This is a genomic window from Nonomuraea sp. NPDC050404, assembly GCF_040655495.1.
GTDB lineage: Bacteria > Actinomycetota > Actinomycetes > Streptosporangiales > Streptosporangiaceae > Nonomuraea.
This window is the reverse complement of sequence record NZ_JBFAKB010000042.1, coordinates 79,704-93,359: the sequence shown is the minus strand read 5'-3', so window position 1 is coordinate 93,359 and position 13,656 is coordinate 79,704. Positions and strand designations below refer to the sequence as shown.

16 protein-coding genes and 2 pseudogenes are annotated in these 13,656 nt (G+C 66.3%); 14 read left to right on the top strand and 4 right to left on the bottom strand.

All coding sequences use genetic code 11. The features are described from left to right. The 8 genes and pseudogenes from AB0I81_RS58565 to AB0I81_RS58530 all read left to right on the top strand — a co-directional run. Positions 1-232: pseudogene (locus AB0I81_RS58565) on the top strand (NADH-quinone oxidoreductase subunit H); the annotation flags it as partial. Beyond that, positions 219-734: an NADH-quinone oxidoreductase subunit NuoI gene (gene nuoI / locus AB0I81_RS58560; protein ID WP_360678117.1), complete on the top strand. Its 516-nt coding sequence runs from the start codon at positions 219-221 to the stop codon at positions 732-734. The pseudogene AB0I81_RS58565 and the gene nuoI, both read left to right, overlap by 14 nt. After that, entirely contained in the window at positions 727-1,530 is an 804-nt protein-coding gene (locus AB0I81_RS58555; RefSeq protein ID WP_360678115.1) for an NADH-quinone oxidoreductase subunit J, read from the top strand. The genes nuoI and AB0I81_RS58555 overlap by 8 nt, the downstream gene beginning before the upstream one ends. Beyond that, positions 1,527-1,823 carry an NADH-quinone oxidoreductase subunit NuoK gene (gene nuoK, locus AB0I81_RS58550; protein WP_360678113.1) on the top strand — a complete coding sequence of 99 codons (297 nt, stop codon included), beginning with the start codon at positions 1,527-1,529 and terminating at the stop codon, positions 1,821-1,823. The genes AB0I81_RS58555 and nuoK overlap by 4 nt, the downstream gene beginning before the upstream one ends. A gap of 71 nt (positions 1,824-1,894) precedes the next feature. Next, positions 1,895-3,751: an NADH-quinone oxidoreductase subunit L gene (nuoL, locus tag AB0I81_RS58545; RefSeq protein ID WP_360678111.1), complete on the top strand. Its 1,857-nt coding sequence runs from the start codon at positions 1,895-1,897 to the stop codon at positions 3,749-3,751. After that, positions 3,751-5,307 carry an NADH-quinone oxidoreductase subunit M gene (locus tag AB0I81_RS58540; protein ID WP_360678109.1) on the top strand — a complete coding sequence of 519 codons (1,557 nt, stop codon included), beginning with the start codon at positions 3,751-3,753 and terminating at the stop codon, positions 5,305-5,307. Before nuoL ends, AB0I81_RS58540 begins: the two co-directional genes overlap by 1 nt. Beyond that, a complete protein-coding gene (gene nuoN / locus AB0I81_RS58535) occupies positions 5,304-6,896 on the top strand; it encodes an NADH-quinone oxidoreductase subunit NuoN (RefSeq protein ID WP_360678107.1) in 1,593 nt (530 codons plus the stop codon). Before AB0I81_RS58540 ends, nuoN begins: the two co-directional genes overlap by 4 nt. Positions 6,897-6,907: 11 nt before the next feature. Beyond that, entirely contained in the window at positions 6,908-7,897 is a 990-nt protein-coding gene (locus AB0I81_RS58530) for a polyprenyl synthetase family protein (RefSeq protein ID WP_360678105.1), read from the top strand. Here AB0I81_RS58530 and rarD read toward each other — a convergent pair. After that, positions 7,873-8,823 (bottom strand): EamA family transporter RarD, encoded by a 951-nt coding sequence (gene rarD / locus AB0I81_RS58525; RefSeq protein ID WP_360678103.1) that lies wholly within the window; start codon positions 8,821-8,823, stop codon positions 7,873-7,875. The genes AB0I81_RS58530 and rarD overlap by 25 nt on opposite strands. A 122-nt stretch (positions 8,824-8,945) precedes the next feature. Here rarD and msrA point away from each other — a divergent pair, with 122 nt between their 5' ends. Next, positions 8,946-9,608, top strand: coding sequence for a peptide-methionine (S)-S-oxide reductase MsrA (gene msrA / locus AB0I81_RS58520; protein WP_360678101.1), 663 nt, complete (start codon positions 8,946-8,948; stop codon positions 9,606-9,608). 232 nt (positions 9,609-9,840) lie between these two features. Here msrA and AB0I81_RS58515 read toward each other — a convergent pair whose 3' ends face one another. Continuing rightward, on the bottom strand, positions 9,841-10,188 hold the full coding sequence (locus AB0I81_RS58515; protein WP_360678099.1) for a hypothetical protein: 348 nt from the start codon (positions 10,186-10,188) through the stop codon (positions 9,841-9,843). Next, entirely contained in the window at positions 10,185-10,463 is a 279-nt protein-coding gene (locus AB0I81_RS58510) for a hypothetical protein (protein WP_360678098.1), read from the bottom strand. The genes AB0I81_RS58515 and AB0I81_RS58510 overlap by 4 nt, the downstream gene beginning before the upstream one ends. A 335-nt stretch (positions 10,464-10,798) precedes the next feature. Here AB0I81_RS58510 and AB0I81_RS58505 point away from each other — a divergent pair, with 335 nt between their 5' ends. The 5 genes and pseudogenes from AB0I81_RS58505 to AB0I81_RS58485 all read left to right on the top strand — a co-directional run. Next, positions 10,799-11,269 (top strand): hypothetical protein, encoded by a 471-nt coding sequence (locus AB0I81_RS58505; protein ID WP_360678096.1) that lies wholly within the window; start codon positions 10,799-10,801, stop codon positions 11,267-11,269. Next, on the top strand, positions 11,266-11,577 hold the full coding sequence (locus AB0I81_RS58500) for a hypothetical protein (RefSeq protein WP_360678094.1): 312 nt from the start codon (positions 11,266-11,268) through the stop codon (positions 11,575-11,577). The genes AB0I81_RS58505 and AB0I81_RS58500 overlap by 4 nt, the downstream gene beginning before the upstream one ends. A gap of 200 nt (positions 11,578-11,777) precedes the next feature. Continuing rightward, positions 11,778-12,089, top strand: coding sequence for a hypothetical protein (locus AB0I81_RS58495; protein WP_189142160.1), 312 nt, complete (start codon positions 11,778-11,780; stop codon positions 12,087-12,089). Continuing rightward, positions 12,065-12,490, top strand: coding sequence for a PIN domain-containing protein (locus AB0I81_RS58490; RefSeq protein WP_360678092.1), 426 nt, complete (start codon positions 12,065-12,067; stop codon positions 12,488-12,490). Before AB0I81_RS58495 ends, AB0I81_RS58490 begins: the two co-directional genes overlap by 25 nt. A 45-nt stretch (positions 12,491-12,535) precedes the next feature. Continuing rightward, a pseudogene (locus AB0I81_RS58485) lies at positions 12,536-12,634 on the top strand (peptide-methionine (S)-S-oxide reductase); the annotation flags it as partial. Positions 12,635-12,750: 116 nt separating this feature from the next. On the opposite strand, the gene AB0I81_RS58480 reads toward AB0I81_RS58485, so the two are convergent. Beyond that, positions 12,751-13,362 (bottom strand): hypothetical protein, encoded by a 612-nt coding sequence (locus tag AB0I81_RS58480; RefSeq protein WP_360678090.1) that lies wholly within the window; start codon positions 13,360-13,362, stop codon positions 12,751-12,753. Positions 13,363-13,656 lie beyond the last annotated feature (294 nt).

Sequence of the window (13,656 nt, the reverse complement as noted above, 5' to 3'; positions counted from 1 at the left end):
CACGCCGCTCGGCATCGGGCTCGGCGCGGTCGTCGTGATCGGCGCGCTGGCCATCTGGATGCGGTTCGACACCGTCAACCAGCGGCGCAAGGAGGCGCAGAAGGCACAGGTGGACGCCGAGTTCGAGCAACTGTCCGAGGAGCCGACGGCCGGTGGCTTCCCTGTGCCGCCGCTCGACCTGCCGCACTACCACGGGGTGCAGCGCAAGGAGATTCCCAGTGGGACTAACTGATTGGCTGAACCCCGTCAAGGGCTTCGGGGTCACCTTCCACACGATGTTCAAAAAGCCCGTCACGACGAACTACCCGGAGGAGAAGAAGCCCACGGCTCCTCGCTTCCACGGGCGTCACCAGCTCAACCGCTGGCCCGATGGCCTGGAGAAGTGCGTCGGGTGTGAGCTCTGCGCCTGGGCGTGTCCGGCCGACGCGATCTACGTCGAAGGCGCGGACAACACCGAAGAGGGCCGGTTCTCGCCGGGTGAGCGTTACGGGCGCACGTACCAGATCAACTATCTGCGCTGCATCCTGTGCGGCCTGTGCATCGAGGCCTGCCCGACCCGGGCGCTCACCATGACCAACGAGTACGAGCTGGCCGACACCAGCCGCGAGAGCCTCATCTACACCAAGGAGATGTTGCTCGCGCCCCTGACTCAGGGCATGGAGCAGCCGCCGCACCCCATGCGACTCGGTGAGACCGAAGAGGACTACTACCGGCTGGGGCGGACCAATGGGTGAGACCATCACATTCTGGGTGCTCGCCGTCGTCTCCGTCGGCGCCGCACTCGGCATGGTCTTCAGCCGCAAGGCCGTGTACTCCGCGCTGATGCTCGGCACCGTGATGCTCTGCCTGGCCGTCCTGTACGCCGTGCAGGACGCGCCCTTCCTGGCCGCGGTGCAGATCATCGTCTACACCGGCGCGATCATGATGCTGTTCCTGTTCGTGCTCATGCTCGTCGGCGTCGACTCCTCGGACTCCTTCGTGGAGACGCTGAAGGGCCAGCGCTTCTGGGCCATCATCGCGGGCCTGGGCTTCCTGGCGCTGATCGTGCTGGCCATCGGCAACGTGATCTTCGCGCCGGAGACCGGACTGGCGGCGGCCACGCAGGGCGGCGGATACATCCGCTCGATCGCGCTGCTGCTGTTCACCAAGTACGTCTTCGCGTTCGAGATCACCTCCGCCCTGCTGATCACCGCCGCGCTGGCCGCGATGGTGCTGGCGCACCGCGAGCAGCTCACCGAGAAGAAGACGCAGAAGGACCTGTCCCGCGCCCGCTTCCTCGGTGACCGCCCCTCGCCGCTGCCCGGCCCCGGCACCTACGCCAGGAACAACGCCATCGACATGCCGGCGCTGCTGCCCGACGGGTCGGTCGCGGAGTCCTCGGTCAACCGTTACATCGCGCGCTACGACGTCGAGCACGACCATCTGCCGGAGGACCCCAAGCTCGCCGAGGCCATCAAGCACACGGCCGAGGACGACAAGGCGCCGACCGAGGCCGAGCGGGACGCCGAGAGCAATGAGGTGACCAAGTGACGACGCAGTACCTCGTACTGTCCGGCCTGCTGTTCGCGATCGGCGCGATCGGCGTGCTGGTCAGGCGGAACGCGATCGTGGTGTTCATGTGCGTGGAGCTCATGCTCAACGCCTGCAACCTCGCTTTCGTGACGTTCTCCCGTCAGGTCGGCAACCTGGAAGGCCAGATCATCGCGTTCTTCGTGATGGTGGTGGCCGCGGCCGAGGTCGTCGTCGGCCTGGCCATCATCGTGACGATCTTCCGAACCCGCAGGTCCGCGTCCGTCGATGACGCGAACCTGCTGAAGTACTGAGGTGACTGGTGGAATCTCATATCGCTGAGATCGCGCCGCACACCGGTGGGGTGATCGGAGTCGCTTGGCTGATGATCGCCTTTCCACTGGTCGGGGCGCTCATCCTGCTGGTGTCGGGGCGGCTCACCAACCGCTGGGGCCATCTGCTCGGCGTGGCCATGTCCCTCGCCTCGTTCGTGGTGGCGGTGCTGGCGTTCTTCGAGCTGATCGGGTTCGGGGCGGAGGAGCGCCGCAGGGCCGTTCATCTGTACGAATTCATCCCGGGCATGCCCGGTGAAGCGGCCATGGTCAACATGGGGTTGCTGATTGACCCCCTGTCCATCAGCTTCGCGTTGCTGATCACCGGTGTCGGATCGCTGATCCACATCTACTCGGTCGGCTACATGTCGCACGACGAGCACCGGCGCAGGTTCTTCGCCTACCTGAACCTGTTCGTGGCCGCGATGCTCCTGCTGGTGCTGGCCGACAACTACGTGGGCCTGTTCATCGGCTGGGAGGGCGTGGGCCTGGCCTCGTACCTGCTGATCGGGTTCTGGCAGTTCAAGCCGACGGCGGCGACCGCCGCCAAGAAGGCGTTCGTCGTCAACCGCGTCGGCGACTTCGGCCTGCTGGTCGGCATGTTCGTCATCTGGACCTCGTTCGGCACCCTCGCCTTCAAGGACCTCGACACCACGGGTGTCGAGAACGGCACCACGCTGGCCATCGGCCTGCTGCTGCTCCTGGGCGCGTGCGGTAAGTCGGCGCAGCTTCCGCTGCAGTCCTGGCTGCTGGACGCGATGGAGGGCCCGACCCCGGTCTCGGCCCTCATCCACGCCGCGACCATGGTCACCGCCGGTGTCTACCTGGTGGTCCGTTCCGGGGCGTTCTTCTTCCCCGAGGGCTCGGGCGCCGCGCTGGCCGTCTCCATCGTCGGCGCGGCCACGCTGCTCGCCGGTGCGATCATCGGTTGTGCCAAGGACGACATCAAGAAGGGCCTGGCCGGCTCGACGATGTCGCAGATCGGCTACATGATGCTCGGCGCGGGCCTCGGCCCCGCGGGATACGCCTTCGCGATCGGTCACCTGATCACGCACGGCTTCTTCAAGGCCGACATGTTCCTCGGCGCCGGTTCGGTCATGCACGGCATGAACGACGAAGTGGACATGAGGAAGTACGGCGGCCTGCGCAAGTTCATGCCGATCACTTTCATCACGTTCTTCATCGGCTACCTGGCGATCATCGGGTTCCCGCTGCTGTCCGGCTACTTCACCAAGGACGGCATCATCGAGACCGCGGTGCACCACGCGCCGATCCTGGGCTGGCTGGCCGTGCTGGGCGCGGGCATCACCGGCTTCTACATGTCGCGGATGGTCTTCATGACCTTCTTCGGCGAGAAGCGCTGGGACAAGGACGCGCACCCGCACGAGTCGCCGCTGGTGATGACGGTGCCGCTGATGATCCTCTCGCTCGGCGCGCTGGGCCTGGGCGCCTACCTCGTCCTGAGCAACCGCCTGCTGCTGTTCCTGGCCCCGGCCGTCGGACAGCCGGAGGAACTGCCGCACTTCGCGCCTTTCGCCCCGTCCGGTCTGGCGACGCTGGGACTGGTCGCGGTCGGCGTGATCATCGCCTGGATGAAGTACGGCCGGGTCGAGGTGCCGTCGGTGCAGCCGCGCGGCTCCTTCCTCACCACGTTCGCCCGGCGTGACCTGTACGGTGACGCGCTCAACGAGTCGCTCTTCATGCGCCCCGGCCAGTGGCTGACCCGCATCGCGGTGTTCTTCGACAACCGGGGCATCGACGGGATCGTCAACGGTCTGGCGGCGGGCATCGGCGGCAGCTCCGGGCGCCTTCGGCGGGTCCAGACGGGCTTCGCCAGAACGTACGCGCTGTCCATCTTCATCGGTGCCGCCCTGCTGACCGGCGCCCTGCTCCTCGTTGGGAACATCTGATGCCCTGGCTTCCGATACTCATGGCGGTGCCCGTGGTGGGCGCCATCGTGGTGGCCCTGCTTCCCAAGGGCAGTGACAAGCTGGCCAAGCAGGTCACGCTGCTGGTCTCGCTGCTGACACTGGTCCTGACGGGCGTCATGGCCGCCGGGTTCAAGCCGAACGGCGATCGCTTCCAGTTCGTCTCCGAGTACAACTGGATCCCGAGCTTCGGCGTGAAGTTCGGGGTCGGCGTGGACGGCGTGGCGCTGGTGCTCATCGCGCTGTCGGTGGTGCTGGTGCCGATCGTGGTGCTGGCCTCCTGGCACGACGCCGACGGCGTGAAGACCGCCGACGGCACGCTGATCACGCCCAAGCGGTCGGTCAAGACCTACTTCTCGCTGCTGCTCGTCCTTGAGACGATGATGATCGGCGTCTTCGCGGCGACCGACATCTTCCTGTTCTACGTCTTCTTCGAAGCCATGCTGATCCCGATGTACTTCATGATCGGGTCGTACGGCGGCGCCCAGCGGTCGTACGCGGCCGTCAAGTTCCTGCTGTACTCGCTGTTCGGCGGCCTGCTCATGCTGGTCGCGGTCATCGGCCTGTACGTCGTCGCGGGCAAGCAGACGTTCATGTTCCCCGAGCTCGTCGGGGTCATCCAGGACCCGGTCATGCAGAAGTGGCTGTTCGCCGGCTTCTTCATCGCCTTCGCCATCAAGGCGCCGCTCTGGCCGGTGCACACCTGGCTGCCCGACGCGGCCGCCCAGGCTCCGGCCGGTGCCGCGGTGCTGCTGGTGGGCGTGCTGGACAAGGTCGGCACGTTCGGCATGTTGCGCTTCTGCCTGGAGCTGTTCCCGGACGCGGCCAAGTCGTTCACGATGCCGATCGTCGTACTGGCGATCATCAGCATCATCTACGGCGCGATCGTGGCCATCGGGCAGACCGACATGAAGCGGCTCATCGCCTACACGTCGATCTCGCACTTCGGCTTCATCGTGCTGGGCGTGTTCGCCATGTCCAGCGTCGCCCAGTCCGGCGCGGCGCTCTACATGGTCAACCACGGCTTCGCCACCGGCGCGCTGTTCCTGGCGGCGGGCTTCCTGATCGCCAGGCGCGGTTCGCCGTTCATCTCCGACTACGGAGGCGTGCAGAAGGTCGCGCCGGTGCTGGCGGGCTTCTTCCTGGTCGCCGGTCTGGCGGGGCTCTCGCTGCCGGGCCTGTCGTCCTTCGTCAGCGAGTTCATGGTCATGATCGGCACGTACTCCAGCGCCGCCCACGGTTCTGGCGCGCTGACGGTGGCGGCGATCATCTCCGCGGTGGCGGTGATCCTGGCGGCCGTCTACATCCTGTGGATGGTCCAGCGGACCATGAACGGCCCGACGGCCGAACCGGTCAAGGCGTTCAAGGACCTGAACGCCCGCGAGGTCTGGGTGCTGGCTCCGCTGGTCGCTCTGATCATCGGGTTCGGGTTCTTCCCCGCGCCGCTGCTCAACGTGATCAACCCGTCAGTGCAACAGACGCTGACCAACGTGGACGTACCCACCTCCACCATCGCTGAGAAGGGGACAGGTCAGTGAACCCCGCCATCGAAGCGCCGACGATCGAGTACGGCACGCTGGCGCCGCTGCTGATCGTCTTCGGCGCGGCCATCATCGGCGTGCTCGTCGAGGCCTTCGCGCCGCGCTACCTGCGCAAGTCCTTCCACGTGCCGATCACCCTGCTGAGCCTGGCCGGCGCGTTCGCGCTGGTCCTGCTGCAGGCGCTGCGCGGCCAGGTGTCCACCACGGCCTCCGCCATGGGCGCCATCGCGGTGGACGGGCCGTCGTTGTTCATCTGGGGCGTCATCCTCGTCCTGTCGTTCGTCTGTGTGCTGCTGATCAACGACGAGGGGCACTTCGTGGCCTCCGCCGCGGCCGTACCGGGCAGCGCCGACGAGGAGGAGGCCGAGGCCCACGACAACGGGACCGGCCACACCGAGGTGTACCCGCTGGTCCTGTTCGCCGTCGGCGGCATGCTGCTGTTCCCGGCCGCGCACGACCTGCTGACGATGTTCGTGGCCCTTGAGGTCATGTCGCTGCCGCTGTACCTGCTGTGCGGCCTGGCCCGCAGGCGACGCCTCCTGTCGCAGGAGGCGTCGATGAAGTACTTCCTGCTGGGCGCGTTCTCCTCGGCGTTCTTCCTGTACGGCACCGCGATGATCTACGGCTTCGCGGGCACCGTCTCGCTGCCGGGCATCAACCAGGCCATGGCCGCGGGCACCGCGCTCGACCCGCTGCTGCTGATCGGGCTCGCGCTGCTCGGCGTCGGCCTGCTGTTCAAGATCGGCGCGGCGCCGTTCCAGGCCTGGAAGCCGGACGTCTACCAGGGCGCTCCGACCCCGATCACCGCCCTCATGGCCTCCGGCACGCTGGTGGCGGCCGTCGGGGCCGTGCTGCGGGTGTTCTGGGTCGGTCTGGGCAACCTGGACTGGGAGTGGCGGCCGGTCGTCTGGGGCGTCGCCGCCCTGACGATGATCGTGGGCTCGGTGCTGGCGATCACGCAGACCGAGATCAAGCGTATGCTCGCGTACTCGTCCATCGCGCACGCGGGCTTCCTGCTCGTCGGCGTGATGGCCACGTACGGCACCGCCGAGGGCAACGCGGGTTCGCTCAAGGCGATCCTGTTCTACCTGGCGGTCTACGGCATCGCCACGGTCGGCGCGTTCGCGGTGCTGACGCTGGTGCGCGACCCGGGCGGCGAGGCGGGGCACCTGTCGCGCTGGGCCGGCCTCGGCAAGCGCGCTCCCGTCCTGTCCGGGGTGTTCGCCTTCTTCCTGCTGGCCTTCGCGGGCATCCCGCTGACCAGCGGGTTCATGGGCAAGTACGCCATTTTCACCGCCGCGCTGAACAGCGGCACGCAGCCCGGCGACGCCATGGGCGGCTGGATGGCCGGCCTGGTCGTCGTGGGTGTGGTGGCCTCCGCGATCGCGGCGTTCTTCTACGTCCGCGTGATCGTGCTGATGTTCTTCAGCGAGCCGGCGGCCGACGGTCCGGCGATCGCGGCACCCAGTATGGGGACCGTGGCGGTCATTGCTGTTTCCCTGCTGGTTACCGTAGGAGTGGGCCTCTATCCGGAGTCCGTGCTCGGTGTTGCCAACGACGCTGCCAGCAGCCTGTTCATTAGATAAGGGGATCACGTATGTCTGCGCCTCCCGTAGTTGACCTTCCCATTGCGGACGAGCGGTTGGCGCAGGATGTGACCAACGGTCTGGCCGCAGTCGAGAAGCTGCTGCGTTCGTCCGTGGAGAGCGAGGACGCCTTCGTCACCGAGGCGTCCAAGCACCTCATCGAGGCGGGCGGCAAGCGGTTCCGTACGTTGATGGTGCTGCTGGCCGCGCAGTTCGGCGACCCGTCGGCGCCGGGCGTGGTGCCCGGCGCCGTGGTCATCGAGCTGACCCACCTGGGCTCGCTGCACCACGACGACGTCATGGACGAGGCCGCGGTACGCCGCGGCTCCGCCTCCGCCAACGCCCGGTGGGACAACACCGTGGCCATCCTCACCGGCGACTACCTGTTCGCCCAGGCCTCGGACCTCCTGGCCGACCTGGGCCCCGAGTTGATCCGCATCCAGGCCCAGACCTTCTCCCGGCTCGTACAGGGCCAGATCCGCGAGACCGTGGGCCCGCGCGAGGGCGAGGACCCGATCGCCCACTACCTCAGCGTCCTGTCGGACAAGACCGGCTCGCTGATCGCCGCCTCCGGCCGCTTCGGCGCGCTGCTGTCGGGCTCGGCAGGGGACGTGGAGGAGCGGCTGAGCAGGGCGTGCGAGGCGATCGGGGTGGCCTGGCAACTCGGTGACGACCTGCTGGACGTGGCCTCCTCCGGCGCGCAGTCGGGCAAGACGCCCGGCACGGACCTGCGCGAGGGCGTCAAGACACTTCCTGTCCTGTACGCCCTGGCGGCCGGCGACTCCCCGCGCCTGACGGCCCTGCTGTCGGGTCCGGTGGCCGAGGAGGACATCGAGGAAGCGCTGACGCTGCTGCGCGCCCACTCCGGGATGGAGCGGGCGCGGGCGGAGCTGGACGAGTGGGTGAACCGGGCCCGTACCGACATCTCGGGCCTGCCGGACATCCCCGCCAAGGACGCGTTCCTGGCGCTCTGCGACTACGTGGTCGAGCGCTCCGGCTGAGGCATCCCTTCCTGGGCTTCCTGGGCTTTTTGGGCTTTGCGGGCGGTACGGGTCATCCGTGCCGCCCGCAGGCTGTCGTAGGTGAAGATCGCCAGAGCCAGCCACACGATCGAGAACCCGATCCACCGGCTGGATGGCATGACCTCCTTGAAGATCAGCACGCCGCACAAGAACTGCAGGATCGGCGCGATGTACTGCAGCAGCCCGATCGTGCTCAACGGCACCCGGATGGCCGCCGCGCCGAAGCAGAGCAGCGGCAGCGCCGTCATGACCCCCGCTCCGACCAGCAGCAGCGCGTGCCAGGGCGCGTCGTGGCCGAAGGTGGCGCCGCCGGTCGTCTGCAGGAAGAGCAGGTAGCCGAGGGCGGGCAGCAGCAGCACCAGCGTCTCGACGGCCAGGCTCTCGGTGGCCGCCACGTTGGCGCGCTTCTTGACCAGCCCGTAGATGCCGAAGCTGAAGGCCAGGGTGAGCGCGATCCACGGCAGACGCCCATAGTCGACCGTCAGCACCACCACCGACAGCGCCCCCGCCCCCACGGCCGCCCACTGCAGCGGACGCAGCCGCTCCCGCAACAACGCGACCCCGAACAACACGTTGACCAGCGGGTTGATGAAGTAGCCAAGGGCGCTCTCCACCACGTGCCCGGAGTTGACGGCGTAGATGTAGGTGCCCCAGTTCACGGTCACGAAGACGGCCCCGACGCTCAGCAGGGCGAGCTTACGCGGCTGCCGTGCCAGCTCCTTGATCCAGGACCAGTGCCTGCGCACGGCCAGCGCGGCGAGGACGATCACCAGCGACCACACCATGCGATGGGCGAGGATCTCGACGGCCCCCGAGGGCTTCAGCAGAGGCCAGTAGAGGGGAAACAGTCCCCACATGGTGTAGGCGGCGATCCCGAAGAACACACCACGCCGAAGGTCAGGCATGAAACCAATCTTCGGACATTACATGGTTTTATGGCAAACTCCTTCTTCTAAGCGGAAATGTGTAGACATCCTTAAGTGTTGAGGGGTGTGTAGGCTGAAACCGACCTAGCGGAGGTAGCACCATGGGCTGGCTGTTCGGCGGCAACAAGACATCGATGGTCCGACCCGAGGACGCCCTCCCGGGCCGCCAGGACCCCATGCCGGTCCCGGCCCGCCACGCGGTCCTGGACGCCCCGCTGGCCCCGCCGTACGCGGAGGGCCTTGAGGTGGCCGACTTCGGCCTCGGCTGCTTCTGGGGCGCCGAACGCATCTTCTGGCAAACCCCGGGCGTCATCACGACGGCCGTCGGCTACCAGGGCGGCCACACCCCCAACCCCACCTACGAAGAGGTCTGCACCGGCCAGACAGGCCACACGGAGGCCGTACGAGTCGTCTTCGACCCCACGAAGGTGTCGTACGAGGAGTTGCTGCGCGTCTTCTGGGAGGCCCACGACCCCACCCAGGGCATGCGCCAGGGCAACGACGTCGGCACCCAGTACCGCTCGGCCATCTACTACCACTCACCGGAACAGCAGAAGGCGGCCGAGGCGTCGCGAGAGTCGTACCAGCGAGTACTCAAGGACTCGGGCTACGGCGACATCACCACAGAGATAGCCCCGGCCGGCCCGTTCTACTACGCCGAGGAATATCACCAGCAGTACCTTTTCAAAGTTCCGAACGGGTACTGCGGGATCGGCGGGACAGGCGTGGCCTGCCCGGTCGGCCTGACCTCCGGCGAGGCGTAGACCTGCGGAGATAGTTAGATTCTGGCCCGTGATCGTCCGGCTCGTCCGGCTCCGATCGTGGGCCAGAGCCGTTTTCGGCGACAACCTTCATTACAGGGTCAAGGCGTCGGCGCTGTCGCGCCGCCGCGCGGGCGGCAAACCGGCCGCACTCCCCGCCGGGCATGCGGCCTGGGGGCCGGTCCCGGCGGGAGCGGCCAAGCCGCCCGCAGTCACGTCTACAGGCCGGAACGTCTTACTCCGGATCGGCCTCACGATCGCCAGAGCCTGGCTGATCTTCGTTTCCGGCCGGGGGCGATCGACGGTCCAGGGCTTCGTTCCTCAGCCCCGGCCCACCGGGATGCGGGTGCAACTCGGTGAGATCATCCCAATGCAGCATCCAGCGTCGTATTCCGTTCGGAAGATCACAGTGCTCTCCGTCAAGGCTGACGAAGGCGAGGCGACCGTCCCTCATGACGGCGATGACCACGCCGGTGTGGCCGGTGATCAATGGCGCGAGCGCTCGTGTCGTCATCGGGCTGTGCTCAATGCTGGAGATTTGGACGCGAGTTCCCTTCTGCCGCCACGTGTTGCGTGCCGTCATGCCGTCTTCGGGCCTTGGGCGAAGGTGTGAGCGGTCTCTGCCTCGTGCATGAGGTCACGCAGTCCCGCGGTGTCGCCGGCGCTCAGGACGAGCGGACACGGAGAGGGCCACGCGGCGATGGCATAGAACTGCCGGGTGTACGGCCCATAGAATACGATCCACCGGGATGCGGAGCGATCCAGGTCCCATGCCTCGCGCCGTTGGTCGGGATCCCAGACCCCGTATCTTCTCTGCGCTTGATGATCGATCTGGTTCGCTTCGCCGATCGACGCCATACGCCGTCTCACCCGTCCTTCAAGGTCGCAGCCTCGATGTTTGCGAGGCGAGGACCGTAGGTCCCGCATCACTGCGACCGTAGAAACGGCGAAGGGGGCCGGTGTGCACGGCTGGTGCGCACACGAGCCCCCTTGACGGGCCGACGTCTATATGCCCATGCGGCCTGCCAGCAGACGCAACGACTCGGGAGGCTTGCGGTAGCTGCGTTGGAGTTGGCGCGGAAAATCCCTGTGCGGGTGATCTGGCCCGATGGAGCCCGGCGAGATCAGGAGCTGTCGAGGGTCGTGTGAGCGTTTCCTCGACATCAGATTGTCTTCTGACATAGCCTGAAGGTATGAGTGCGAGCCACGCCGACGCCGTCACGTTCTCTGATCTGTCCAGGAACCCTCGGGCCGTCGCAGAGCGTGCTGTACGCCTGGGGCGTGTGCGTGTTACCCATCGCGACGCTGCTGATTTTTACCTGACTGCGGTAGACCGTGAGGAAGAGCGCGATCAGACGCTGGCGACTGCGTCCCGGCTGTTCCTTGCTCTGATCAAGCATGATCCCACTGCGCGCGCTCTGGTCCTGGCCATGCCGGATGTCTTCCCCTGGGTGCGTCACCTTGCCTCGGACGAGCTTCGCGCCTTCACCTTGGAGCTGGTTGAGGCGCTTTCCGATGCGGCTGAGCTGGATGTCGATGCCACAACTCAGGAAGTCATAGCGGCATGGCGGGCCACAGCCAGAATCAAGGCGGATCCTGCGCACTACGCCGAGGCTCGTAAGGCTACGAGCGGTGATTTCGGGCCGGTGCAGGTCTCCGCATGAGCCCGAAGCGCGGTGATCGGGTTACGGTCCCGCCTCCAGATGGCGAATGGGACGTTCGATTCGGCACCGGAGAAGCCGTCCGGGGGTGGGAAGAACTGTGCCGTCATGCCTTGGCCAATACGCGTCGATGCTTCGAGACGCTGCGGGTTGATCCTCGCACCGGCGCCGGTCACGATCGGCAACATCGTCTGCGCGGCGACCTCGCGACTCATCGTCACAACGGCGAGGATCTGGAGCAGTGGGAGTTTGAGGTCACCAGCGGTGGTCGCGTGCGATACGTCGTTGACGACACCACTCGTACCGTTTGAGTGATCTACGCATCTCCCCGACACCCTAAGGATGCGGAATAGACGGCTATTGCTGCGTTGAACCGAGTGCTGCCACCAGCAATTGGCGTCGCCTGTCCGGTCGGCCTGACGTCTTGGCGAGGCGTAGGCGGGCATAGCGGTCGGCTTATGCGCACAGCGAGGGCCCGGTATTTTGCTACTTCGAGTAGTAAGCTGAGTCCATGAGCATGCCAGAGCGAGACTTCGCCCCGGGAGACGGCCCGGCCGCCAAGGTCAGTGTGTCCCTGAGAACGGGCAACATTCGCGCCGTCCGGGAGCGGGTCGGAGCGCGCGGGTTCTCCGCCTACGTCGATGCCGCTGTGGAGCGTCAGATCGAGCGGGATCTCCTGGAGGAGGCTCTGCAGGCAAACGAGGCTGCTTCTGGGCCGATCCCGCAGTCCTTGCGTGATGAGGCGGCGGAGTTGTTCCGCCGCGTCAAGTCGGCGCCCGAACTCCAGGAGGAGGACGGATGGCGCGCGCACGAAGCCGGTTGAGTGCGGGCACCGTCGTTCTCGATTGCGAAGGGCTGGTGAAGTGGTGTGAGGCCGACCAGCGGGTGACGGCGTTCGTACGGGAGGCGCAGGACAACGATTTCCGGGTTGTGGTCAGTGCCATGACGCCGATCGAGGCGCAAGACGTTCGGGTCAAAAGTGATCGTCTCAGGTGGTACTTGTCTCGGTTGAAGATTGAGCCGGTGACGGAGGACATCTCTTCGCGAGCGATCGAGCTTCTTCGAGATGCCCGCCTGCACGGTCACAAGTACGCCATCGACGCTGTGGTCGCGGCCACCGCACTGCGCTCGGTCCGCCCTGCCATCGTCCTGACATCTGACACGGACGACATGAACAAATTGTGCGGGAAGGCAGTGCAGGTGGTCGCTGTCCAGACTGCTTGAGGACCGTGCGAGGAGTCTCCGGATTTATTGCAGGAGGCGAACCGCTACCACCAGCAGTACCTTTTTAAAGTTCCGAACGGGTACTGCGGCATCGGCGGCACGGGCGTGGCCTGCCCAGTGGGGCTGACCTCCGGCGAGGCGTGATCGAGTTGACCTGATCCACATTGGATGGATCAAGGAAGACAAACACGAGGGTCCTGTGCAAAACCCTCGCGCTGCTCGCCGGGTACGATTTGCTGCCGCTGGCAGGGCGGGACAACTCAGCCGTGCTCCAATGTCTGAACGAGATCAGCGGCGAGGAGGGAAGTCGCCAAGGCGACCGTTTCAGGTTCTCCGATTCCCTCCTCAGCGCGTCCAGCCATTGTCGAGCCGAGCGCGTCCGGCCCCGCCGCGAAGAGTGTGGTCAGGTATTCAACGGCTTCGCTCGTGACCTCGCTGCTGATGGGTTCCTGGAGCAGGAACCGGAAGGCGGCGGCCAGTTCGGCGGTGTCAGCATCGATCAACACACGGTACGCGTCATGCGCGTCCTTGTCGTTCAGCCGATGGGGAACAGAGGCTCGTTCGGCGATCTTGTGAAGCTTCGCCACCAACAGGGCTGCAGACCCAGCGACTCGAACTCGGTATTCACGGGCGTCGTCAGCGTCGAGGGCGGTGACAGCCATGATCGTGTTGTCGATGACAGCAGCTTCGAGACCTCGAGCGCGCCTGGTAGCACGACGATCATGCGGTGGAATTCGAGCTGCCCTTGTGTTTTTCGTACCTGGTCCCGCGAGGGCCTCGGGCACCATGAGGTCGACGGGAATGCCTTCGGAGTTCAGCCATGCGCCAGGCTGCCCGTCGAGGGGGTCTCGGTGGAAGCCCGCGCTGTTCATGGACTTCTCCAAGAGCCCAGTGCCCCCGGCTGTGGCGGGTGGCCCGTTGGTGCTCAACAGTTGATGGTGCGGCTGCTGTTGGTGGTGCCGCCCGCGAGTGCCGCTGCACTGTGCCTCGATCCTTGGCCGCGATCCGGACGAAGCGTTCCACGTGTCCTTGGGCTCGGTTGACCAGCCCCACTACAACTTCTGCGGTGACACGCTGCTGCTGACAGGGCCGTGGCGGCGCTCGCTGGTTAGGCCGTCAGAAGTTCAGGGGTGAGTCCAAGAGCGATGCCTTCTGTGAGGCAGGCG